The organism is Hyphomonas sp. BRH_c22 (assembly GCF_000961795.1).
Classification (GTDB): Bacteria; Pseudomonadota; Alphaproteobacteria; order Caulobacterales; family Hyphomonadaceae; genus Hyphomonas.
In genome coordinates, this window is the sequence record NZ_LADU01000135.1 from 23,609 (window position 1) to 44,812 (window position 21,204).

The window sequence follows — 21,204 nt, forward strand, 5'->3', positions numbered from 1 at the left end:
CTTATGCCCGATACATACATGCCTGCCGACCTGCTCGACGCCGCCCGCGCACTGCAGCCTGAACTCGCCGCCCGCGCGGCGGAAATGGAAGAGGTCCGCCGCCTGCCGGCAGACCTCGCCGCGAAAATGGCCAGCGCGGGCATCTTCCGCATGATTACGCCGAAGCGCTTCGGCGGGCTGGAACTGGCGCCGCACACATTTGTCGAAACGGTCGAAGCGCTTTCCACGGCAAATGCCAGCGCCGGCTGGTGCGCCATGATCGGCGCCACGACCGCCATGAATGCGGCCTATATGGACCCGGCCACGGCGCGCGAGATCTATTCCGATCCCGACATCATCACCGGCGGCGTCTTCGCGCCCATGGGCAAGGCCGTTGACGAAGGCGACCATTATCGCGTGTCAGGGCGGTGGCAGTGGGGCTCGGGCTCGGCCAATTGCACCTGGCTGTGCGGCGGTTGCACCGTGTGGGAAAATGACGAGATGAAGCGCCTGCCCTCTGGCGCGCCGGATGCACGCATGATGGTCTTCCCGGCCTCGGATGCGACCCTGCTCGACACCTGGCATGTCATGGGCCTGAAAGGCACAGGCTCGGGCGACATTGAAGTGAAGGATATTCTCGTGCCCAAGGCGCGGTCAGTCTCGCTGGTGGCTGACCAGCCGCACGAGACAGGCGCTCTGTTCAAGTTCCCCGCCTTTGGCCTCCTGTCGCTCGGCGTCTGCGCCGTGGCCCTCGGCAATGCGCGCGGTTCGCTTGATGCCTTCGCGGCGCTGGCCACCAGCAAGAAATCGCAGGGATCGTCCAAGACCCTCGCCGAACGCCAGACCATGCAGGCCGAATTTGCCCGCTGCGAAGCCGCCTGGCGCGCCGCGCGGGCCTATCTCTTTGACGAAATTGACCAGACATGGGCAATCGCCACGGGGGAAGAGGGGGCCATCCCGATGGAGCGCCGCGCTGCGCTGCGCATGGCCTGCACCCATATGACGCGCACCGGGGCCGACATCTGCCGCACCCTTTACGACCTTGGCGGCGGCGCAGCCCTGTTCGAAGCCTCTGATCTGCAGCGCCGGTTCCGTGACGCCCACGCCATCACCCAGCATATCGTGACGGCCCCTTCGACATGGGAACTGACGGGCCGCATCCTGTTCGGCCTGCCAACCGATGGCGGCATGGTGTAGCAGGACGGTCCAGCCCCTCCGGCTGCCTGTAAAATTGTGACTGGCGGGCCCCGGCTCGCCTGTGCCAGTGTGCACGCAAACGCGCGCGCTTCGCGCTGCCAAATCTGAAGGACGCCCCATGAAAATTCACGGATTGATGATGGCCGCTTCGCTTGTGGCGCTTGCCGCAACCGGATGCACGAATGAGCCCGCCGGACAGGCGCCGGACGCTTTCATTGAGCTCCCCGCCCAGCCGGAGGAAACCCCGCCAATCCCTCAGCAGGCCAACGCCGACCCGATGGCGATCGACACCAGCACGGAATGGGGCGCGTTCCTGTCGGCCTTTCTCGACGGCTATTTTCCGCTGAACCCGGACTTTGCCGTATATCAGGGCCGCCACGAATTCGATGGCCAGTTGCCTGACTGGTCGCCTGAAGGGCTCAAGGCGGCGCGGGACCAGCGCACGCAGGCAATATCCACGGCGCTGGCCCTTGATCCGGCGGGCCTCACCCCCGGACAGGCGTTCGAACGCGATTACCTTGTCGCCGTACTGCAGGGCGAACTTTTCTGGATCGAGAAGGCCGACTGGCCCCACAGGAATCCCGACTACTATGTCGGCGCGCTTGACCCCAACGTCTATATCGCACGGCCTTATGCCGACGCTGAAACACGCATGAAGGCGTTCATTGCCTACGCGAAGAACGTGCCTGCGGCGGCGGCCCAGATCGAGGCAAACCTGAAGCTGCCACTGCCGGAAACCTATCTCAAATACGGACAGGCCGGTTTCAGCGGATTCGCCGAATATTATGCAGGTGACGCCAAGGCCGCCTTTGCCGACGTGACGGACCAGGCCCTTCAGGCCGAGTTTGACACTGCGGCCGCTGCCGCTGCCGCGGCCATGCAGCACCTGTCCGATCATATCGGTTCTGTCCCCGCCACGATGGATGGTTACGCCCTCGGCGCAGAGACATTCTCCGGCATGGTCCGCCTGACCGAAGGCGTGGATGTCCCGCTGGCTGAACTCAAGGCCATTGGTGAAGCTGACCTCGCCCGCAACCAGGAGGCCCTGAAAGGCGCGTGCGGCAAGTACGCGCCCGAACTGTCACTGGGCGACTGCATGAAAAAGATGGGTGCCAACAAGCCTGAAATCGGCCCGGTCGAGGAGGCGCGCGAACAGCTGCCCGCACTGCGCGCGTTCCTCGTGGAAAACGACATCGTGTCGATTCCGGGAACCGAACAGGCGCTGGTCGAGGAATCGCCCCCCTACAATCGTCAGAACTCGGCTTATATCGACATTCCTGGGCCTTACGAGACCGGCTTGCCCTCGGTCTATTACATTTCGCCGCCAGACCCGTCCTGGGACGCCGAAACGCGCGCAGCCTACATTCCCGGCAAGATGGACCTGCTCGGCACCAGCGTCCACGAAGTCTGGCCCGGCCACTTCCTGAACTTCCTGCACTCGAACCGGTCGGACTCCGTGCTTGGCAAACTGTTCGTCGGCTATGCCTTTGCTGAAGGCTGGGCCCATTATACTGAAGAGATGATGTATGAAGCGGGCCTGCATGACGGCGACCCGGAAACCCATATCGGCCAGCTGTCGAACGCCCTGCTGCGCAATTGCCGCTACCTGTCGGCGATCAGCCTCCACGCCGAAGGCATGACGGTCCAGGAAAGCTACGACCTGTTCCGCAATGAATGCTACCAGGATGCGGGCAATGCGACCCAGCAGGCGGCGCGCGGCACATATGATCCGGCCTATCTCAACTACACGATGGGCAAGCTGATGATCCGCAAGCTGCGCAATGACTGGACCGCGAAACACTATCCGGACAATCCGCGCGCAGGCTGGAAGGCTTTCCACGATGAATTCCTGTCCTATGGCGGTCCGCCCATCCCGCTGGTCCGCAAGGAAATGATGGATGAAGACGCACCCCGGGCTGTCTTCTAGGCGGCTGTATCGATTTGGCGGAGCCTCTCAATATCGGCATTGCCGGGGCGGGCATTGGCGGGCTGGCGGCAGCCGCCTTTCTGGCCCGGGAAGGCCACCGGGTGACGGTGTTCGACCAGTTCGAGACGGCCGGGCCTGTCGGGTCCGGCCTGATCCTGCAGGAGACGGGCCTCACTATCCTCAACCAGCTCGGATTGCGCATGCAGGCCGAAGCGCTTGGTGCGCCGATTCGGCGGCTCTATGGCCTGTCGAAACCATCTGATCGCATCGTGCTGGACGTAAAATACGGATCCCTGCGTCCCGCCCTGATGGGCGTGTCGGTCCAGCGCCACGCCTTGTTCAGGCTGGTGCATGAGGCGGCGCTGGCTGCAGGCGCGCGCATCGTGGCGGCCACGCGCATAACCGCCGCCAATCCGCGCGATGCGACGCTTCTGGATGATGGCGGCGGAATGCACGGGCCCTTCGACCTTGTTGTCGATGCGCTGGGTGTGCGCTCCGTCCTTGCCGCGTCGCCGAGCCGCGAACTTCCCTATGGCGCGCTCTGGGCGACGCTGCCCTGGCCGGACTCCGGCGGCTTCCATGCCGATGCACTCGAACAGCGCTACGAGGCCGCCAGCCGCATGGCGGGGGTCATGCCATCCGGCAGCCTGTCAGAAGGCGGGCCGAAAACGGTCACCTATTTCTGGTCCATTCGCGGCGATCAGCATGACGCCTGGCGCGCGGCGCCGCTCACGCACTGGCGCGATGCCGCGCTCGCGCTCTGGCCCGAGACCGGCCGCCTCCTCGCCCCCCTCAAGACCCACCATGACCTCACTTTCGCCCGCTACCGCCACCGCACCCACTGGCCTGCCGTATCCGGCCGCCTCGTCCACCTCGGTGACAGCTGGCATGCCGCCAGCCCGCAACTGGGGCAGGGGGCCAATATGGCGCTTCTGGATGCCTATGCGCTCGCCCGCGCCATCGCCCGCAAAGCCGATCTCCGCGACGCGCTCGCCGATTATGCCGGCATGCGGGCCAGCCATGTACGCTTGTTCCAGCTGATGAGCTTCCTGTTCACGCCGGTCTACCAGTCCGACTCGCGGGTCCTGCCTCTCATCCGCGACTGGCTCGCCGCGCCCGTCAGCCGCATCTGGCCCGGCCCGCAGGTTCTGGCGGCCATGGTGTCAGGCGGTCTCGGTGCGCCGCTCTGGCGGCTCGGGCTCCGGCCCGGGCGCTAGCGCTGGCACGTCCCGCAGTAAAAGCTCGACCGACCGGACTGGACGATCCGTTTCACATTCGCGCCGCACGTCTTGCAGGGCTTGTGCTCGCGGTCATAGACGTCGAACCGGTGCTGGAAATAGCCAAGTTCGCCGCTGGCATTCGCAAAGTCCGATATCGAGGACCCGCCGGCATCGATCGCCTCGGCAATCACCTGGTTGATCGCTGGCGCCAGACGCGCTGCGCGCTGGCCCGGAATGCTGGAGGCCTTGCGTTTCGGGGAAATGCCGGAGCGGTAGAGGGCCTCGCAGACATAGATGTTCCCAAGCCCGGCAATGATCGACTGGTCAAGCAGGGCTGCCTTGATCGGCGCCGCCTTGCCCTTCAGCGCGACATCAAGATAGGCGGCCGAGAATCCGTTCGACAGGGGCTCCGGGCCCATGGCGGCGAGGCGCGGATAGGCATCGAACGTGGCGGCTGGCCACAGTTCCATGAAGCCAAACCGGCGCGGGTCGTTATAGGTCACGGTCTGCCCGTCCTCCATGTGGAAGACAACATGGTCGTGGCGCGCGTCATTGCCCGTCGCATGGTGGAAATCGGCCGTACGGCCGCCGCCCACCGTGAACCTGCCTGTCATGCCAAGATGCATGACCAGAACTTCGCCTGTCGACAGGTCCAGGGTCAGGAACTTTGCCCTGCGCCCCATCCGCTCGATGCGCGCGCCGCTGACACGCTCGGCAAACCGCTCGGGAAAGGGGAAGCGCAGGTCGGCCCGGTTCTGCAGCAATGACTGGATGACCGCCCCTTCCATCACAGGGGCAAGTCCGCGGCGAACTGTCTCGACTTCAGGTAATTCAGGCATTCTTATCGCATATAGCCTATGGCAGTCAGGGTAACTATGGTGGCGCGCATGTCAGACGCAGATACAGAGCGCAAGGTCTCTTTCGGGTTCGAGGAGGTGACGGAGGCCGAGAAGGTCGCCCGGGTGAAGACCGTGTTCCGCTCGGTCGCCTCCCGCTATGACCTGATGAACGATCTCATGTCCGCGGGCGTGCACCGCCTGTGGAAGCATGATGCGATGAACAAGCTGAACCCGCAGCCGGGCGAACGCCATCTCGATGTCGCCGGCGGAACGGGCGAGCTGGCGCGGGCCTTTCTCGAACTTGCCGACAAGGCCGGCAAGCGGCGCGGCGTGGCCGCCAAGGCCACAGCCATTGTCTGTGACATCAATGACGCTATGCTTGAGGCCGGCAAGGCCCGCACTGACAATGCAAGATGGGAAGGGCGGCTGGACTGGGTCTGCGCCGATGGCCAGAATCTGCCCTATCCGGACCGGACGTTCGATGCCGTGACGGTATCATTCGGGATTCGCAACTTTGCAGACCGCGTTGCCGGCCTGAAGGAATTCCGCCGCGTGCTGAAGCCCGGCGGCCGCCTTGGCGTGCTCGAGTTCAGCCACATGACCGCGCCAGCCCTGCAGGCGGCGTATGATACCTACAGCTACAATGTCATCCCGCGCCTCGGCAGTCTCGTCGCGGGTGACCGTGAAAGCTACCAGTATCTTGTGGAATCCATCCGACAGTTTCCGGATCAGGAAACCTTCCGGACAGAAATGGAAAACGCGGGATTTTCCCGCGTTTCCGTGACCAATTTTTCCGGTGGCATCGCCGCCCTGCACTTTGGCTGGGCGGTCTGATGCCGGGTCAATCAGTTGCCATCAACCTTGATGCCGTCTTCGCCTACGGATATTTCGAGATCAGCCTCTGCACTGTGATCCTGCGTGAAATAGTACACGCCGAAGCCAATCACGCCTACCAGCAGCGCACCCACCAGGAAATACAGAAAGCCGTTCGAATTCGTGTTTAAGTTAGCCATGTCAGGCCCCTTTGTGTTGTTCAGTTCAGCATTCCAACGCGCATGCCTGTGCGAAGGTTCCCGTTCGGACGGCCGGATCTGATGGGGGCGATGTCCGACTATCTGCGCCTGATGCGGGCAGGCACCGCGCTGGCCCGGCATGACGTGATCCTGCCGGCTGCCTACCAGTCGCGCCTGCCTTTGCCTGCGCGCGTTGCAGGCGGCGTGATGCGCATCTTCGGCGGCGGTGCGCGTGGACGTCCGGGCGAGCGGCTTGCCCGCGCCCTCGAAAAGCTGGGGCCGGCCTATATCAAACTCGGGCAGTTCCTCGCGACGCGCCCGGACGTGTTCGGCTCTCAGGTCACAATCGATCTCAGCCGCCTGAAGGACAAGCTGCCGCCATTCTCGGCCAAACTGGCGCGTGCCGCGCTCGTCGAAGAGTTTGGCCTCGACGAGGCAAACCGCCTTTTCCCGGACCTCGGGCCGCCGCTGGCCGCCGCCTCGCTGGCGCAGGTCCACAAGATGGAAACGTCTGGCGGCACGCGCGCGGTCAAGATCCTGCGTCCCGGAATCGAAGGCCAGCTCACCCGCGAACTGTCGGCGATGAAGCGTGCCGCGCGGACGATTGAAGGCGTTTCGATGGAAAGCCGCCGCCTGAGACCGGTCGCGTTCACCGAAACCATCGCCGCCGCAATGATGCGCGAAACGGACCTGCGGCTCGAAGCGGGCGGCGCTGACGAGATGCGCGAACTCAGCGAGACCAGCGGCTATTTCCAGGTTCCGCGCGTTGACTGGGACAGGACCGGCCGCCGCGTGCTGACCACCGATTGGGTGGATGGCATCCCGCTCACGCATCCCGATGCGCTTGCCAATCCGGCAATCGACCGCGTTGCCCTTGCCAATGACATTACGCGCGGCTTCCTCACCCATGCGATCGAGCATGGCGTCTTTCATGCCGACATGCATGAGGGCAACATCATCATCACGCCTGAAGGCAAGGTCGCCCTGGTCGACTTCGGCATCATTGGCCGCATCGGCCTGACGGAGCGCCGCTTCCTAGCCGAAATCCTCTGGGGCTTCCTGAAGCGCGACTATATGCGCATCGCGGAAGTGCATTTCGAAGCCGGTTACGTGCCTTCGACCCAGTCGGTGGGCGATTTTGCACAGGCCCTGCGCTCGATTGGCGAGCCCGTCCATGGCAAGCCGGCCGAAGACGTGTCGATGGGCCGGGTGATCCTCCAGCTGTTCGACTATACGCAGACCTTCGGTATGGAGATGCGCCCGGAACTGGTGCTGCTCCAGAAGACGATGGTGCAGGTGGAAGGCGTCGCGCGCGCGATTCATCCGGGGCACAATATCTGGAATGCGTCAGAGCCGGTCGTCGAGGCCTGGGTGCGGCGCAGTTTCGGGCCCGAAGGCGCGGCGCGGCTCATCAGGGGCAATCTGCATGAAATCGCCAACCGGCTGAAACGCCTGCCGGACGTCATGGACCGCTTTGAAGCGTCGCTCGACGCCCCTGCCACCCCCACAACATCCCCCCGTCGCGAGCGCTTCGCCCCATGGTGGGGATGGTTCGGCCTCACCGTCATCCTCGCCCTGATCGCCTATGCCGGGATCACGGACCTCATCTGACATGGCTTCGCTGGCGTAATGCGCACATTGCACTCTCGCGCAGGGTGTAAGGCCTTAATGCGCGTTAACGATTGCCCTATGGTTGACCTTTCCGAGTCGGAAGGGACCCGCTATGAAGCCATTCCTGTTTGCGGCGGCCAGCCTTGTCCTGATCGCGCCTGAAGCGCTGGCGCGCGACCTGATCCGGGTCGGAACACCGGTTGATCATTCCAGCCTTTTCCTGCCGTCAGGCGTCTGGCCGGCACCGGACCTGCTGGGCGGACCGGCGGGGCCTGCGGCCCAATCCGCCAGCCAGATGCGCATCATCCCGGTTGGCTCAGGGCAAGCGGCGCCCCGATCCGGCATTCGCGTTTTCCGCGGCGGTTCGGTCACGCAAGCCGACATGACCCGTGCCGCATCGCCCGATCCGGCCCTCTCAGGCAAAACGATCACCCGTGTAAAGAAACGCCCGCGCAATCCCTACAAGACCGTGATCGTGTATGCGCCAGAGTCCGTTCGCGAGATGCGTACCCGGCGAAATCCTGACTGAATCGCCCTGAATCTTTACCGGAAGCCACGCTTTCACGGGGTTTTGTGGGGTTTGTGCAAGGATTTTGCGGTAAGAAGGGGCCAGCAACCTATCTGAGGCCCATGGAACAGAAGCGCATCCTCCTTGTCATCGGCGGCGGTATTGCCGCCTATAAGAGCCTGGAGCTGATCCGGGAACTTGGCCGGCGCGGCATTGCGAGCCGCTGTATCGTGACCCGGGCCGGGCAGGAATTCGTGACGCCGCTGTCGGTGTCGGCGCTGTCCGGCGACAAGGCCTATACAGAACTGTTCGATCTCGATGACGAAGCCGAGATGGGCCACATCCAGCTGTCGCGCTCTGCCGATCTCGTGGTCGTCTGTCCGGCAACGGCTGATCTCATGGCCAAGGTCACTGCCGGTCTCGCCAGTGATCTCGCCTCGACCATGCTGCTGGCGACCGACAAACCGGTCCTCATGGTGCCTGCTATGAATGTGCGCATGTGGCAGCATGCGGCGACCATCCGCAATGTCGCCCAGCTGCGCGCGGATGGCGTGACCGTTATGGAGCCGGATGAGGGCGCTATGGCCTGCGGCGAGTTTGGTCCCGGCCGCCTGCCCGAGGTTTCCGCGATTGTTGCCGCCATCGAGACCCAACTGAAGGGACCGGGGCAAGGGGCGCTGGCCGGCACCCATGCGCTCGTCACCGCAGGTCCCACGCGTGAGCCGCTGGATCCGGTCCGTTACCTGTCCAACCATTCCTCCGGCCGCCAGGGCTATGCGATTGCCGCCTCACTTGCCGCAGAGGGCGCAAGCGTTACGCTGGTTTCCGGTCCTGTCGCGCTTGCCCCACCACGTGGTGTCACACTGGTGCAGGTCGAAACAGCCCGCCAGATGCTCAAGGCCTGCGAGGATGCGCTGCCCGCCGACGTGTTCATCTCTGTCGCGGCCGTCGCCGACTGGCGGCCCGCGCGTGCGGCGACCAAGAAGCTGAAGATCAAGGGCGCCGGCAGCGAGGCGCCATCCATGGAACTCGCCGAGAACCCGGACATCCTGAAGACGCTGTCGAACAAGCGCAAGAACCGGCCGCGCCTGGTCATCGGCTTTGCCGCTGAAACGCATGACGTGGAAGACTATGCCCGTGCCAAGCTTGACCGGAAGGGATGCGACTGGATCGTGGCCAATGACGTGTCCGGCGATGTCATGGGCGGGGCCGAGAATGAAGTCGTGCTGATTTCGCATGGCGACGCCGAGCGGTGGCCGCGCATGGGCAAGGACGAAGTTGCCCGCCGCCTGGCCCGGAAAATCGCGTCGGAACTTGGCCATGATGATGACGGCGTCCGCCTCGCAGCGGAATAGCAGCGGACGCATGCGTCCAGGCCGGGATCAGTGATTCCCAAACAACATCCGCTACCGGGCCTTCGCCCGGCAGCGGATATCGTTACACATCTCCCAAAGCCGGATCCCCACCCAGCCCGCATTGTGGGACAAGGATACGGGAGTGCACGGGAAGATTCATGCCCCGCAGGGGGGATGGACGAAATATTCTCCAGTCGCGGCAAGTGCTTGTGGCCCAACCCTTCCGCTGGCAAAAGTGTGATTTCAACCATGGATTAAGTGCGCGCCGGTCATGTCCCTGAACAAACGCTACTTTGACATGCTTGGTGCCGCCTATGAGGTGCCATCCGAAGCAGGCCGGTTCGATGCCTTTCTCGAAGCGGCCATGGCCTATTTCTTTGCAGGGAGTGAAAGTGGCGATCTGGCCGAAGATGTCCCGCGCCATGATGGGGATGACGAGATGCTCGAGACCCATGCCGAACGCATCAGTGCGCTCGTGGAAGCGGCGTCGCAGCGCGAGTCGGCCCAGTCTGAACGGTTTCACGCTGTACTGGATATTTCCGCACGTACAGGCCAGGTCTCAGGCAATGCCGCCGCGTCGCAGCTGACCGGCCAAGACTTTCCGTGTCCGCTGGACGAGGTTCCGCTGGATCCTGCAACCCTGTCGGAAATCCGCCAAGTCATGCGCGCAGCGACGTTCCAGGCGCAGGACCGGATTATCCTCGCCAGTATAGAGACCGCCCAGGCGCGGGCCTGCCTTGCCCTCATCCAGCGGCCTAAGGACAGCGAAGACATGCTGCAGGTGTCATTGTCCTATGTCGACTGGTCGGCCGGACTGATGGCGCGCCTCGGCGAGGCGTTCGGCCTGACGGCCAGCGAGACGGAAGTCCTGGAAGGTTATCTCGGAAACCTCAGCCAGAAGGATATTGCCGGCCAGCGCGGACGGTCGCTTGAAACTGTGAAGGGCCAGTCGAAAAGCATCCTGCGCAAGACCGGCTGCGCCCGCATGTCGGACGTGGTGCAATTATCGGCGAGCATCGCTTACCTGATGCGCCAATTACCGGAGCGTGAAACGCCGCCCAGTGCCGAAATATGGGAGACGCCCCGGCACGGGCTGTCCAAACTATCGCGCCCCGGCCGGCGCGAACTCGCCTGGTACAAGGTGGGAAATGGCAATCGGCCCGTTCTGTTCCTGCATGGCTACATTCAGGGCCCCTTCTTCACACAGGCCATGCTGCACGGATTGGCAGCTGCCGACATTCATTTCATCGCGCCATCGCGGCCCGGCTTTGGCTATACAAGCCCAAGCCGGTCGCGCGCGGATTTCGACCGCACAGTGGTTGAAGATGCGCTCGCGCTCGTGGACCATCTCGGCATCCGTCGGATCAGCCTGTGCATTCACCAGGGCGGCTCGTCCCATGGTTTCCGCATCGCCAGGGCGCTAGGCGACCGCGTCGGCGAACTGCTGGTCATTGGCGGCGGCGTGCCGATCGATGAAAGTATCCATATCGCGCACATGGACCGGCAGACGCGGTTTGCGGCCATGGCGACACGCCACGCGCCATCGGTCATGAAGATGGCGATGAGTCTCGGCCTGCCAGTCTACAAGCGGCGGGGAACGCGCGCCTTTCTGGCGGCGCAATATGCCCGCTCCGAGGGCGACCTTGCGACGCTTGATGATCCGGAATTGATGAGGGTTCAGGCGGAAGGCCTGTATCATGCGGTCGAGCAGGGTGCGGAGGCGTGGTTGCGCGACGGCGCCGCAGCCATGGCTGACTGGTCTGTAGACCTTGATGCTGTCACCTGCAGGCAAACCTGGTTGCAGGGGGCAGATTGCAGCATCATTTCGGCCCACGATGTGGCCGACCACATGGCCCACCGACCCGGCGTGGAATTCCATGTCATCGAGAAGAGCGGAACGGCCATCCTGCATACGGAAACAGCGTTGATTTGCCGCCACCTTGCCCGTCTCGCTTGACAGATCCCTGCGCTTGCCGCACCCGCGCCGGATGATCATTCGTCCCTACACACCCGCTGACCTCGCCGCGCTCCACGTTATCAACCAGGCCGGTGTGCCCGGTGTGGGTGACGAGACGCCCGAAACGCTCGGCAAGTGGCTCAGCCTGCATGATGCGCGTGTCGCCGAGGTTTCTGGCGCGCCTGTCGGGTTCATCAATCTGCTGCCGCCCGGCATGATGGAATATACGAGTGCCAACCTGCGCTGGCTGGAGGCATGGGGCGATGATTTCATCTATGTCGACCGGATTGCCATCTCTGAATCAGTCCGGGGGCAGGGGATCGGCGCAGCCCTTTATGGCGCGGCATTCCACGCCTATGCCGGGACGACGCCGTGGATCACGTGCGAAGTGAACCTGCGCCCGCCCAATCCCGGTTCGCTGCGCTTCCATGACAGGCTCGGCTTCCGTGAGATCGGACGGCGCAGCTACGCTGACGACACCAAGGAAGTCGTTTACCTGGCGCGCGCCCTGCCTTGACTCGGGCCTGCGACTCAAACACGGCTGCTGGCCATGAAAAACGTTCCTGTAAGTGTCTGCCCGCTACCGCATTTCGAAGGCCTCAGCCTGCCCGCTTATGAAACCTCCGGCTCGGCCGGCATGGACGTGCGCGCTGCCGTGCCAGACACTGAACCGATGGTGCTCATGCCCGGTGCGCGGGCCATGGTGCCCACCGGGCTCAGCGTTGCAATTCCCGAAGGCTACGAAATCCAGGTGCGTCCGCGCTCCGGCCTGGCAGCCAAGCATGGCATCACCTGTCTTAATACACCGGGCACGATCGACAGCGACTATCGCGGTGAAATCAAGGTCATCCTGATCAATCTCGGCGACACGCCTTTCACGATTGCCCGGGGTGAGCGGATTGCCCAGCTGGTTCTGGCGCCGGTGACACAACTCGGATGGAAGAAAGTCGACAGTCTCGACGAGACAGGCCGCGGGGCTGGCGGATTCGGGTCAACCGGGCAATAATGGGTCTTGCAATGGGCTGTAACTTGCCCATATATCGAATATCGATAATGCTTGGAGGCGCTAAAAAATGGATCCATTTCAGATGGTCGTGATCATCGTACTGATTTCAGTCGGTGCGGGCGTACTCAAGAATTATTTTAAGATGAAAGAGAACCAGCAGGCCGATGCGGCATCTGACAAGGATGTGCAGCGCATGAAGGCCGACATTGAACGGCTCAAGGAGCGGGTTCACGTGCTCGAAAAGATCGTCACGGACAATGACCGCCACCTGGCCGACGAGATCCGCAAGCTCGCCTGATCCGGACTGTTAGCGGGCAAGCGCCGCAAACGGAAGTCTTCGCCTAGATAAGCGCGTCGCCGTCGCGGGCGAACTTCGCCAGCAGATAGGCGTCCGTGTCCTCGATCGTTTCGAGTTTCCCGAAGGCAAAGGCGTCGCGGTCGAGCACAAGATCGCGCGGGCGCAATTCGCGGCTGATCTCCAGTCCCTCCAGCGTGCGGGCGCGCGAGAAGGCTACATAGGCCTGTCCGTGGGCAAACATGCCGCTGTCAAAGTCGATGAACACCTTGTCCAGCGTCAGGCCCTGCGCCTTGTGGATTGTCACGGCATAGGCCAGCCGCAGCGGCATCTGCTTGAATGTGCCGACAACCTCGCGCTTCACCTTCTTGGTTTCCGGGTCGAGTTCGTAGCGATACTTCTCCCAGGCCGATGGCTCGATCTCATAGGCATGGCCATTCATCGACACGATCACGCCCTTGCCGGAGAACCCCTCCACGATGGCAAGCGATCCGTTCACCCAGCGCCCTTCCGGGTCGTTGCGGATCAGCATCACGCGGGCGCCTTCCTTCAGCTCAAGGTCGGCTTCGGTCGGGAAGGATTTCTCGTCGAACTGTCCCTGGACCTCGGCGGGAAAAATCTTCGGCTTTGTCGTCAGTCCGGCGAGACGGGCCTGGTTGATCCGGTTGGCATTGGCATTGTTGGGCGTCAGCACGACATGCGTTTCAGAAGCATCGACGGCGCTGCGAGATGAGACGAGGCTGCGCAGGACAGCTTCATCCATCGGCGTGACGCGGCCGGTTCTGAGGGCGCCAAGCAATGCCAGAAAACGCGGGTCTTCCTGCCGGAACACGTGTTTCAGTGCCAACAGGGCGAACTCGGCCTCCTTGAAGGCGGGCGCATTGTGAAAATAGCTGCCGCCATAACGCTGCTCCAGGATGGGGGCTTCGCTGCCCGACACAACGGGCGGCAGCTGGTGCAGGTCGCCCGACAGGATCATCCGTACACCGCCAAAGGGGCGTTTCGAGGCGCGGTTCAGTTTCAGGCTGCGGTCAATCGCATCCAGCATGTCGGCGCGCACCATCGAGATCTCGTCAATGACCACCGTTTCAACGGCCTTGATCAGGCGGGTGGAGCGCAGGCGCTTGATGTCGGCCGGCTCCACCAGGCGTGGCGGCAATTTGAAGAAGGAATGGATCGTCTGCCCGCCCGCATTCATGGCGGCCACCCCTGTCGGGGCGAGGACGACCGCCTTGTCGCCCGCTGCAGCCAGGAACTTGCGCAGCATCGTGGTCTTGCCGGTCCCGGCGCGCCCGGTAAGGAACAGGTTGCCCTGGGCCCCGGCGCCGGAAGCGACCCATTTGGCGGGCGCGGCATAGAGCGTTTCAGGGTCGGCGGCAGGCGTCTCGGTCATGCTCCCGCTTAGCGAGGTTTTCCGGCCATGGCGAGTGCTGGCTGCGCCCATGCACCAGGCTCGCTTGACACAATGCAATATTCAAACTACTTTGAATTACAAAGTTTATTTTGGAGTCTCAACATGAGCCAGCAATCCCTTACAGACGACCTTGCCTATCTGCGTCACATGGCCGAAGCAGGCAGGAATGCGCCGCTGCTTGGCGGCCGGTTTCTCAGCTGGTGGGGCGGTGTCACCACATTGGCCTATCTCGGCCATTATACCATTGCCGAGGGCCTGCTCGGCCTGCCGTCCAGCGCCTTTGCCTGGATGTGGAGCGCCTACGTGGTCATAGGCTTTGGCGGTTTCAAACTGCTGCAGCGGACCTTCCCGCCCAGCAAGCCGGGCGCGGCCTCGACCGGAAACCGGGTCTCGGGCCTTGTCTGGATGGGTGCGGGCATGGTGCTCTTTGCCTATTTTGCAGGCGCCGTGCTTCGCTCATTCGTTGATGGCAGCACGAGCGCCGCCTTTATCTGGTCGGTCCCCGTCGTTCTCGCCGTCTACGGCCTGTCGCAGCTGACGTCAGGCCTCATCTCGGGCAACCGCGTCCTCACGCTGGCCGGCTGGGGTGCCATTGCCAGCGTTGCAGGCGCCGTGTTCCTGGCCAGCACGAATCTGGTCTGGCTACTTGGCGCGGCCGTTGCAGGCCTTACCGTCTTCCTGCCGGGCGTGATTCTATTGCGCAACGAGCCCTCCGAGACGGTGTGATCCTGCAATGCCCAGCGACAATCCGTTTGACCACAATGATATCGATGATGTCATCCATGGCCGCCTCCGGCTCGGCATCATGGCCTACCTCACCTCGGTCAGCCCTGCCGTCTTCGGCGAGCTCAAGGAAAAGGTCGGCGCGACGGATGGCAACCTCTCGACCCATTTGCGCAAGCTTGAGGAGGCAGGCTATGTCCGCATCGAGAAGCGCTTTGTCGGCAAGCGGCCACAGACGCGGGTTTTTCTCACGGATGAAGGCCGGGCCGGCTGGCTCGCCTGGCTCGGCCGGATGCAGTCCCTCATGCGGGCCGCTGAATAGGTTGTCCCGTCAAGGGCTGATAAGGCGAACCTGCTGTCCCGGGCGCATGGGCTTGGCATCGACCACCACCTGCCAGCCCATCTTTTCATAGGCCCGGCGCGCCGCCACGTTCTGCATGTCGACATCAAGGATCAGGGGTTTGGCCGCTTCGCTGCGGGCGATTTCAAGCAGGCCGCGTCCGACGCCGCACAGGCGCCAGTCTTCCTGCACGAACAGATGGTCAACATAGCCGTTGCGCACCTGCACGGTCAGGAATCCGACCACGCCGGCAGAAGGCTCCGCGGCCACCAATGCGCGGGAAGCCACGAAGGCGTTCTGCAGGGCAGGTAGATAGGCCTGTGTTTCGCTACGCCATGGAAAGGCCCGCAGGCAATCGCTGAAAATACGCAGGCAGGGGATGCGGTCGTTCCGTGTGAACGGCCTGATTGTCCATCCGGCTCCGGCATGCTTGTACATGTGAAGCAGGGTAAGCGGAGGCGGCGGGATCGTCCAGCCGGAAGGTGCGGCAGGCCTCAGTCTTTGGTGCACTGCTTCAGTTTGAGGCCGCCCGCGCCATTGATCGATTGCATGAGCCCCATTGAGACGAAATTGTTGAAATGGGTCTCGATCACGGTCTCCTTGGCTTGGGCAATGGCTTTTGCCTTGAGGACCGGATCCATGTTGCGCGATTCGATATCGTCCATGATGGCATTGCTCAACTGGTTGACCTGCCCAGCGCCATTGCGAGCGGACTCCTCGTCCCATTCGCCGCCATCCTCGGCCAGTACAATGTAGGGATCATCATCGGTCTCATACATCATGCTACGGAACAGCAGGATCCAGCCCACGCGGTCCGGCCTGCCGAGGCGGAATTTCTCCGCGAACATCACCTCATGGGTCATTGACCCGAACGCGCCATCGGTCACTTTCGATTTGACGAGTGCGTCGCCGGTCTTGAGTGAAAGCCCCAGCATCTCGCATGTCGCGTCACCGATCACGCTGAACCGGGTGATATCGCCAACAGCCGCCAGAAACTCCTGTTTCTCCTTGATTTGCTGGGCGGCCACGGCCTTGCCGAAGGCCTCAGTGGTCTCGATCAGCGTCTTGACTGTCGCTGCATTGCCTTCCAGTTCCGGCGGAACCGGCCGGCACGGCTTGCCGTTTGACGGGCGCTCCCGGCAGGCCAGCGCCACGGTCTTGTCGGCCAGTGTTTCCAGCGGGTTGCCAACTTCCCAATAGCCATAACCCTTGAACTCCCGGATGTGCGCGATCTCCTTGTCGAGCGCCGCGCGCTCCTCCGGCGTATAGCGGAACACCTCGCCCCAGCGCAGGCTGCCCAGCACGTCGACATGCGCTATCATGCGCCAGTACTGGTCCATCACGAACATCTTGATCTGGTGCTGTTGCGGCAGGTCCTTGCCGTCAGGCTGCTTGCAGGCAAAACCGCTGACACTGGCAGCAGACGCCGCAAGTCCGGCGTCCACCTGTTCACGCATTTCGGGCGCCACTATCGATTTCAGGTCGGCGGCCTTGATGGCCAGCATTGATTCCGCCGCGAGTACATGTAGCGGTTCGTTCCAGTTGCATTTCTTTGCTGCCGCCGTGATCTGCGCGGCGTTGGACAGGTCCGCCATGATGGCATTCGGATTTGGTGGTGCGGCTGGCGTGCTGCCCGGAGGAGGTGCCTGGGTGAAAGCTGGCGCTGTCATGAGAGACAGGCACATGGCGGCCCCAAAAAACTTCACATAACGCATCATCGAAACGCCCCCTGAATTTGCTCAGTCAGGAGTCTATTCGTGTTCCGGGCAGGGATGCGACCCCCCCAGGGGGGATGTGCCTACATCTGCATCGTCCAGCCTTCGACACCCATCGCCGCCTGGCGGACGGCTTCCGACAGGGTCGGGTGGGCGTGAGACGTGCGCGCAATGTCTTCCGAGGCGGCACCGAATTCCATGGCCACGCAGATTTCGGCGATCATCTCGCCGACGCCGACGCCGATCATGTGCGCGCCGAGAATCTTGTCCGTGCCTTTCTCGGCGAGGATCTTCACGAAACCGACCGTCTCGTGATTGGTGCGGGCGCGCGAATTGGCCATGAACGGGAACTTGCCTTTGACATACTCCACGCCAGCCGCCTTCAATTCTTCCTCATTCTTGCCGACCCAGGCGATTTCCGGGTTCGTGTAAACGACGCTCGGCACCAGGTTGTAATCGACATGACCGGCCTTGCCGGCGATCAGCTCGGCCACGGCCGTGCCGTCATCCTCGGCCTTGTGCGCCAGCATCGGCCCGGGTATACAGTCGCCGACCGCCCAGACGCCATCCGCCACCTTGAAATGGCCGTCGACAGGCTGGATCACGCCGCGCTTGTCGGGCGTGACGCCAATGTTCTCGAGGCCCAGGCCATCCGTATAGGGTTTGCGGCCGACAGCCACGATCACGACATCGGCATCCAGCGTCTCGGTCTCGCCGCCCTTGGCGGGCTCCATGCTGAGCTTCAGCTTGCTCTTCAGTTTCTCGACGCCGGTCACCTTCATGCCGAGGCGGAAATCGAGCCCCTGTTTCTTGAACACTTTCTGGGCTTCCTTGGCGACTTCCGCATCTGCGGGGGGCAGGATGCGGTCGAGATATTCGATCACGGTCACTTCCGAACCGAGCCGGGCCCAGACCGAGCCCATTTCGAGGCCGATCACGCCAGCGCCGATCAGGATCAGGCGCTTGGGAACAGAGGTTAGCGACAGGGCGCCGGTATTGGTCACGACGCGCTCTTCGTCGATCTCGATACCCGGCAGGCTGGTCGGTTCGGAACCCGCGGCGATGACAATGTTCTTCGTTTCAAGGACGGTCTTCTTGCCTTCGGCATCGGTCACTTCGACCTTGCCCTTGCCAATGATCCTGCCCTTGCCGCGAATATGATCAGCCTTGTTCTTCTTCAGCAGGAATTCGACGCCCTTGGTCAGGCCTTCCACGGCTTCGGCCTTCTGGGCCATCATCGTCGGCAGGTCGAGTTCCAGCTTGCCGACCTTGATGCCCATGCCGGCAAAGTCATTCTGGGCCGACGCATACATCTGCGACGCGTGCAGCAGGGCCTTGGACGGGATGCAGCCAATATTCAGGCAGGTGCCGCCCAGCGTGTCGCGCATCTCGATACAGGCGACTTTCAGGCCGAGTTGTCCGGCACGTATGGCGCAATTGTAGCCGCCGGGGCCGCCACCGATAATGACGACATCATAGGTCTCTGACATGGGATTTCTGCCTTGCTGAAAGGGCCTCTAGGGCGAGTGCCTGCAACCTAGGCATTTTGAGTGTGAAATCAATGCGGCGGCTGACGCCCGGTCAGGCTTTTCGCCGCTTCAGCACAAAAAGCGCAATCGTGAGGGCAACCAGCAGGGCCGAATAGACCGCTTCGTCCATCCACATCACCGGTTCCGTTCCGGCTGCAGCCATCAGGACCGGCAGGAGGAGGAACAGCAGCGTGCCAATCGTGGCGACGATCGCGCCGCCTGCGCGCTGGGCGAGGGCCAGCAATCCGCCGATGAGCACGATGGCGCTGCCGAGAAGCCGAATCATGCTTGTCGGCGGCTGCATCAGCGCGTCACCCAGCGGGCTGCCGCGTTGAGTGATCATGATGACGGCGGACAGGCCCTGCCAGAAAAGCCAGGCTGCGAGCAATGCAATCGCAGCGGCGGCGATCATTCGGATATTCATTTTTGACGTGCCTCCCATCGTCTCGCAAACAGGCTATGCCGAAGCCTGGCCATCAGCAACGGATAATCAGAACAGGCGGATGCTGCGGGTTTCATTGCGCTTGGCGTTCATCCGGCGCCCGTGAGCGGCAAAGCTGGCGCGCTGGCGGGCAATCGCTGCCGGTACGAAGACGGGTTTGGGCGGTGAGGGGCGCGGGCGGATGATGGCGACCTCGGGCGTGGGGGCAGGGGGAGGTGGCGGTGTGGCAGCGGCGGGTTCAGGCTGGGCCGTGTCCACTACGGCCTCCACACGCACCGGAGGGCGCCGGCGCAGCTCATAGACAGCGCTCATCAGCAAAAGTCCGCCAAGCGCGGCCCCGGCGACGGCGCCTTCAGCCGCGCTCGGGTCCTGCCACCAGCCCTCTTCAAAGCTGACAAGGTAGACGGTCGGAAATCCGGCACAGAGACCCATCACATACCAGAGCACGCCGCCCGGGCGACGGCCTGAAATCATCGCGGCAGAACAATAGAAGCAGAGCGCCGCCAGCAGGTAGGGCGCGCCATAGGCGATGCCGAGTGCGCGCCAGTCGACGGCGTCAAGACCGGCTGCCACATCGTCCTGCACGATCCAGCCGACCGCCATCATGATCGACGGCCAGCGCACGGCGGTCAGCGCGCCAAACGCAAAGGCGATGGCGTAAATAGTGATCAGCGAGGCAATGAGCTTGCGGAGCATCCAGAATGCCTATCACGCGCACGGTATATGCTGGCTGAACGCGGCGTTGCAAATTTGATCGATCCGGCCGGGATCAGCCCTGCGAACTGATGATCAGTGCGGGCAGGGACATTACCGCCGACTGCAGCAGGCCGGTCATGATGAATGCATCCATGTCCGATTCCAGCTGCAAGGCCAGAAATGTCAATGAATACAGGAAATAGGGCCAGGCAAAGATCAGGCCGGTCTGCACGCCCGCGCCGAACGTGAACAGCGCGAAGAAGACCAGCGCCGACGCGCCGGCCGCATGCCAGTAGGTGGGCGTCACGCGCTTTACCCCCGCCAGGACAACCCAAAGCACGAGGGTCGATACGATGGGCCAGATCACAAGCAGATCGGTGAGTGAGGGCGTTGCCGCGTTGTCTCCGGTGCCCTGCGACGCTTCGCGCGGAAGGATCAGGCTGACCAGCGTCGCCATCAGGATCGTGCCCAGCAGCGCCGCGCCGAACGCCCTGGCGAGGTAGGCGATTCGCGGCCCGTCTGTTCGCGTCATGAATTGCAGGTATTTCAACGCGCTGCGCCCCTTTGCCCCGATGCGCAGCAGCCTGCGCATTCCATCGGACACGCAGGCTACATTTGATATGACGCGATACAATCGGAAACTGCGCCGCGTCGGCTGCATCAGGCCATTTCGGGCACGGGCCACAGGTTCTCTGCAAAATAGCGGGCCTTCATGCGGTCCATATAGCCCACGAGATTTGTGTGCCCGCGCACAAGGCCGCTGAGCGGCGTGTCGAAATATTCGGTGGCGCAGCTGATCAGCACGGCTGACACGGCGGCATCAGCGACGGTTGGTGTATCGCCGAACAAATAGTCCTGCCCTGCCAGCTGGATGGCGATGGCCTGCAGGTCCCATTCGGCGAGCTGCATGTGCTCGGCCTCTGAATGCCGGCCCATGCCACGGGCCTGCTCACTGGCGGCGATACCTTCGCGGACCTCCTGCATCACGCCTTCGCGCGCCGCTTCCGGCACGTCGCTGAAGAACAGGGCGGGCCCCTTGAAGAAATTGTCGTCCTTCAGCCAGCGTTCCATCATCATGATCGTGGTGAGGTGATCCTCGGCCATGCGTTCCAGCGCCCAGCTTGTCACACTGTCTTCATCGCTGAGGCCGGCCGCCAGGTTCCGCCTCAGTTTCTTCTCGAAATGCGCCCGGATGAAATTGCTGTCCTCGATCAGCACGCCGCCATCCATGACATAGGGCGCCTTGTGCTTGGGCACCGCGTCGAGGTCCGCGATGGCGCGGTTGTACGCAAGTCCCAGCATCTGCAGCTGGATGTCGGTCTTCATCACATAGGGGCTGGGCGAGGGGCAGTCGAACATTGGGCCCCATCCGTAAAGCGTGATCATTGTCTGTCTCCGTATCAGGGTTGCGATAGGGACTTGATACGGGACGGCTGCT

23 protein-coding genes are annotated in these 21,204 nt (G+C 62.9%); 13 read left to right on the forward strand and 10 right to left on the reverse strand.

Features of this window, described 5'->3' with window-relative positions; genetic code table 11:
* The first annotated feature begins 3 nt into the window (after window positions 1-3).
* The 3 genes from VR74_RS19165 to VR74_RS19175 all read left to right on the forward strand — a co-directional run bounded on the left by VR74_RS19165 (window position 4) and on the right by VR74_RS19175 (window position 4,320).
* The gene (locus VR74_RS19165) at window positions 4-1,176 is read left to right on the forward strand and encodes an acyl-CoA dehydrogenase family protein (RefSeq protein ID WP_045699560.1); all 1,173 of its coding nucleotides are present in this window, start codon (window positions 4-6) and stop codon (window positions 1,174-1,176) included.
* A 277-nt stretch (window positions 1,177-1,453) separates the two neighbouring features.
* Window positions 1,454-3,103, forward strand: coding sequence for a DUF885 domain-containing protein (locus VR74_RS19170; protein ID WP_366462908.1), 1,650 nt, complete (start codon window positions 1,454-1,456; stop codon window positions 3,101-3,103).
* Window positions 3,104-3,117: 14 nt separating this feature from the next.
* Window positions 3,118-4,320, forward strand: coding sequence for an NAD(P)/FAD-dependent oxidoreductase (locus tag VR74_RS19175; RefSeq protein WP_045699562.1), 1,203 nt, complete (start codon window positions 3,118-3,120; stop codon window positions 4,318-4,320).
* Here the strand turns inward: VR74_RS19175 and mutM are convergent.
* Window positions 4,317-5,162 (reverse strand): bifunctional DNA-formamidopyrimidine glycosylase/DNA-(apurinic or apyrimidinic site) lyase, encoded by an 846-nt coding sequence (gene mutM, locus VR74_RS19180; protein WP_045699564.1) that lies wholly within the window; start codon window positions 5,160-5,162, stop codon window positions 4,317-4,319. The genes VR74_RS19175 and mutM overlap by 4 nt on opposite strands.
* A gap of 48 nt (window positions 5,163-5,210) precedes the next feature.
* On the opposite strand from mutM, the gene ubiE reads away from it, so the two are divergent.
* On the forward strand, window positions 5,211-5,996 hold the full coding sequence (gene ubiE / locus VR74_RS19185) for a bifunctional demethylmenaquinone methyltransferase/2-methoxy-6-polyprenyl-1,4-benzoquinol methylase UbiE (protein WP_045699619.1): 786 nt from the start codon (window positions 5,211-5,213) through the stop codon (window positions 5,994-5,996).
* An 11-nt stretch (window positions 5,997-6,007) separates the two neighbouring features.
* Here ubiE and VR74_RS21365 read toward each other — a convergent pair whose 3' ends face one another.
* The gene (locus tag VR74_RS21365) at window positions 6,008-6,175 is read right to left on the reverse strand and encodes a hypothetical protein (protein ID WP_299951367.1); all 168 of its coding nucleotides are present in this window, start codon (window positions 6,173-6,175) and stop codon (window positions 6,008-6,010) included.
* A gap of 90 nt (window positions 6,176-6,265) precedes the next feature.
* On the opposite strand from VR74_RS21365, the gene VR74_RS19190 reads away from it, so the two are divergent.
* The 7 genes from VR74_RS19190 (at window position 6,266) to VR74_RS19220 (ending at window position 12,910) form a co-directional block, all read left to right on the forward strand.
* A complete protein-coding gene (locus tag VR74_RS19190) occupies window positions 6,266-7,786 on the forward strand; it encodes an AarF/UbiB family protein (protein WP_299951370.1) in 1,521 nt (506 codons plus the stop codon).
* Between the two features lie 112 nt (window positions 7,787-7,898).
* Window positions 7,899-8,315 carry a hypothetical protein gene (locus tag VR74_RS19195; RefSeq protein ID WP_045699566.1) on the forward strand — a complete coding sequence of 139 codons (417 nt, stop codon included), beginning with the start codon at window positions 7,899-7,901 and terminating at the stop codon, window positions 8,313-8,315.
* Window positions 8,316-8,416: 101 nt separating this feature from the next.
* Window positions 8,417-9,649, forward strand: a complete 1,233-nt coding sequence (gene coaBC / locus VR74_RS19200; RefSeq protein WP_045699568.1) for a bifunctional phosphopantothenoylcysteine decarboxylase/phosphopantothenate--cysteine ligase CoaBC — start codon at window positions 8,417-8,419, stop codon at window positions 9,647-9,649.
* A gap of 271 nt (window positions 9,650-9,920) precedes the next feature.
* Window positions 9,921-11,606: an alpha/beta hydrolase gene (locus tag VR74_RS19205; protein ID WP_045699570.1), complete on the forward strand. Its 1,686-nt coding sequence runs from the start codon at window positions 9,921-9,923 to the stop codon at window positions 11,604-11,606.
* Between the two features lie 31 nt (window positions 11,607-11,637).
* Window positions 11,638-12,123, forward strand: coding sequence for a GNAT family N-acetyltransferase (locus VR74_RS19210; RefSeq protein WP_045699621.1), 486 nt, complete (start codon window positions 11,638-11,640; stop codon window positions 12,121-12,123).
* Window positions 12,124-12,156: 33 nt separating this feature from the next.
* Window positions 12,157-12,612 carry a dUTP diphosphatase gene (gene dut, locus VR74_RS19215; RefSeq protein ID WP_045699572.1) on the forward strand — a complete coding sequence of 152 codons (456 nt, stop codon included), beginning with the start codon at window positions 12,157-12,159 and terminating at the stop codon, window positions 12,610-12,612.
* 67 nt (window positions 12,613-12,679) lie between these two features.
* A complete protein-coding gene (locus tag VR74_RS19220; RefSeq protein ID WP_045699573.1) occupies window positions 12,680-12,910 on the forward strand; it encodes a hypothetical protein in 231 nt (76 codons plus the stop codon).
* Between the two features lie 43 nt (window positions 12,911-12,953).
* On the opposite strand, the gene VR74_RS19225 is transcribed toward VR74_RS19220, so the two are convergent.
* Window positions 12,954-14,300, reverse strand: a complete 1,347-nt coding sequence (locus VR74_RS19225; RefSeq protein WP_045699575.1) for an AAA family ATPase — start codon at window positions 14,298-14,300, stop codon at window positions 12,954-12,956.
* A 123-nt stretch (window positions 14,301-14,423) separates the two neighbouring features.
* On the opposite strand from VR74_RS19225, the gene VR74_RS19230 reads away from it, so the two are divergent.
* Together VR74_RS19230 and VR74_RS19235 are read left to right on the forward strand one after the other, a co-directional pair.
* The gene (locus VR74_RS19230; RefSeq protein ID WP_045699577.1) at window positions 14,424-15,047 is read left to right on the forward strand and encodes a hypothetical protein; all 624 of its coding nucleotides are present in this window, start codon (window positions 14,424-14,426) and stop codon (window positions 15,045-15,047) included.
* Between the two features lie 7 nt (window positions 15,048-15,054).
* A complete protein-coding gene (locus VR74_RS19235; RefSeq protein ID WP_045699579.1) occupies window positions 15,055-15,366 on the forward strand; it encodes a transcriptional regulator in 312 nt (103 codons plus the stop codon).
* 9 nt (window positions 15,367-15,375) lie between these two features.
* On the opposite strand, the gene VR74_RS21370 is transcribed toward VR74_RS19235, so the two are convergent.
* The 7 genes from VR74_RS21370 to VR74_RS19270 all read right to left on the reverse strand — a co-directional run bounded on the left by VR74_RS21370 (window position 15,376) and on the right by VR74_RS19270 (window position 21,152).
* Window positions 15,376-15,822, reverse strand: a complete 447-nt coding sequence (locus VR74_RS21370; protein ID WP_299951383.1) for a GNAT family N-acetyltransferase — start codon at window positions 15,820-15,822, stop codon at window positions 15,376-15,378.
* 56 nt (window positions 15,823-15,878) lie between these two features.
* Entirely contained in the window at window positions 15,879-17,102 is a 1,224-nt protein-coding gene (locus tag VR74_RS19245) for a hypothetical protein (protein WP_045699581.1), read from the reverse strand.
* 80 nt (window positions 17,103-17,182) lie between these two features.
* Window positions 17,183-18,589 (reverse strand): dihydrolipoyl dehydrogenase, encoded by a 1,407-nt coding sequence (gene lpdA / locus VR74_RS19250; protein WP_045699583.1) that lies wholly within the window; start codon window positions 18,587-18,589, stop codon window positions 17,183-17,185.
* 91 nt (window positions 18,590-18,680) lie between these two features.
* Window positions 18,681-19,052, reverse strand: coding sequence for a hypothetical protein (locus VR74_RS19255; RefSeq protein ID WP_045699585.1), 372 nt, complete (start codon window positions 19,050-19,052; stop codon window positions 18,681-18,683).
* A 66-nt stretch (window positions 19,053-19,118) separates the two neighbouring features.
* Entirely contained in the window at window positions 19,119-19,766 is a 648-nt protein-coding gene (locus VR74_RS19260) for a hypothetical protein (protein ID WP_045699587.1), read from the reverse strand.
* 73 nt (window positions 19,767-19,839) lie between these two features.
* Complete coding sequence (locus tag VR74_RS19265; RefSeq protein WP_299951373.1) at window positions 19,840-20,370, reverse strand: hypothetical protein; 531 nt, start codon at window positions 20,368-20,370, stop codon at window positions 19,840-19,842.
* A gap of 56 nt (window positions 20,371-20,426) precedes the next feature.
* A complete protein-coding gene (locus VR74_RS19270) occupies window positions 20,427-21,152 on the reverse strand; it encodes a glutathione S-transferase family protein (protein WP_045699592.1) in 726 nt (241 codons plus the stop codon).
* Window positions 21,153-21,204 lie beyond the last annotated feature (52 nt).

What these genes read in the sequence shown, in the direction of transcription:
- VR74_RS19245 (WP_045699581.1), bottom strand. Translation starts at nt 17,102, where the DNA reads ATGATGCGTTATGTGAAGTTTTTTGGGGCCGCCATGTGCCTGTCTCTC.
- ubiE (WP_045699619.1), top strand. Translation starts at nt 5,211, where the DNA reads ATGTCAGACGCAGATACAGAGCGCAAGGTCTCTTTCGGGTTCGAGGAG.
- dut (WP_045699572.1), top strand. Translation starts at nt 12,157, where the DNA reads ATGAAAAACGTTCCTGTAAGTGTCTGCCCGCTACCGCATTTCGAAGGC.
- VR74_RS19195 (WP_045699566.1), top strand. Translation starts at nt 7,899, where the DNA reads ATGAAGCCATTCCTGTTTGCGGCGGCCAGCCTTGTCCTGATCGCGCCT.
- VR74_RS19260 (WP_045699587.1), bottom strand. Translation starts at nt 19,766, where the DNA reads ATGCTCCGCAAGCTCATTGCCTCGCTGATCACTATTTACGCCATCGCC.
- VR74_RS19220 (WP_045699573.1), top strand. Translation starts at nt 12,680, where the DNA reads ATGGATCCATTTCAGATGGTCGTGATCATCGTACTGATTTCAGTCGGT.
- lpdA (WP_045699583.1), bottom strand. Translation starts at nt 18,589, where the DNA reads ATGTCAGAGACCTATGATGTCGTCATTATCGGTGGCGGCCCCGGCGGC.
- VR74_RS19230 (WP_045699577.1), top strand. Translation starts at nt 14,424, where the DNA reads ATGAGCCAGCAATCCCTTACAGACGACCTTGCCTATCTGCGTCACATG.
- VR74_RS19225 (WP_045699575.1), bottom strand. Translation starts at nt 14,300, where the DNA reads ATGACCGAGACGCCTGCCGCCGACCCTGAAACGCTCTATGCCGCGCCC.
- VR74_RS19165 (WP_045699560.1), top strand. Translation starts at nt 4, where the DNA reads ATGCCCGATACATACATGCCTGCCGACCTGCTCGACGCCGCCCGCGCA.
- VR74_RS21370 (WP_299951383.1), bottom strand. Translation starts at nt 15,822, where the DNA reads ATGTACAAGCATGCCGGAGCCGGATGGACAATCAGGCCGTTCACACGG.
- VR74_RS21365 (WP_299951367.1), bottom strand. Translation starts at nt 6,175, where the DNA reads ATGGCTAACTTAAACACGAATTCGAACGGCTTTCTGTATTTCCTGGTG.
- VR74_RS19170 (WP_366462908.1), top strand. Translation starts at nt 1,454, where the DNA reads ATGGCGATCGACACCAGCACGGAATGGGGCGCGTTCCTGTCGGCCTTT.
- VR74_RS19190 (WP_299951370.1), top strand. Translation starts at nt 6,266, where the DNA reads ATGTCCGACTATCTGCGCCTGATGCGGGCAGGCACCGCGCTGGCCCGG.
- VR74_RS19210 (WP_045699621.1), top strand. Translation starts at nt 11,638, where the DNA reads ATGATCATTCGTCCCTACACACCCGCTGACCTCGCCGCGCTCCACGTT.
- VR74_RS19270 (WP_045699592.1), bottom strand. Translation starts at nt 21,152, where the DNA reads ATGATCACGCTTTACGGATGGGGCCCAATGTTCGACTGCCCCTCGCCC.
- coaBC (WP_045699568.1), top strand. Translation starts at nt 8,417, where the DNA reads ATGGAACAGAAGCGCATCCTCCTTGTCATCGGCGGCGGTATTGCCGCC.
- VR74_RS19205 (WP_045699570.1), top strand. Translation starts at nt 9,921, where the DNA reads ATGTCCCTGAACAAACGCTACTTTGACATGCTTGGTGCCGCCTATGAG.
- mutM (WP_045699564.1), bottom strand. Translation starts at nt 5,162, where the DNA reads ATGCCTGAATTACCTGAAGTCGAGACAGTTCGCCGCGGACTTGCCCCT.
- VR74_RS19255 (WP_045699585.1), bottom strand. Translation starts at nt 19,052, where the DNA reads ATGAATATCCGAATGATCGCCGCCGCTGCGATTGCATTGCTCGCAGCC.
- VR74_RS19235 (WP_045699579.1), top strand. Translation starts at nt 15,055, where the DNA reads ATGCCCAGCGACAATCCGTTTGACCACAATGATATCGATGATGTCATC.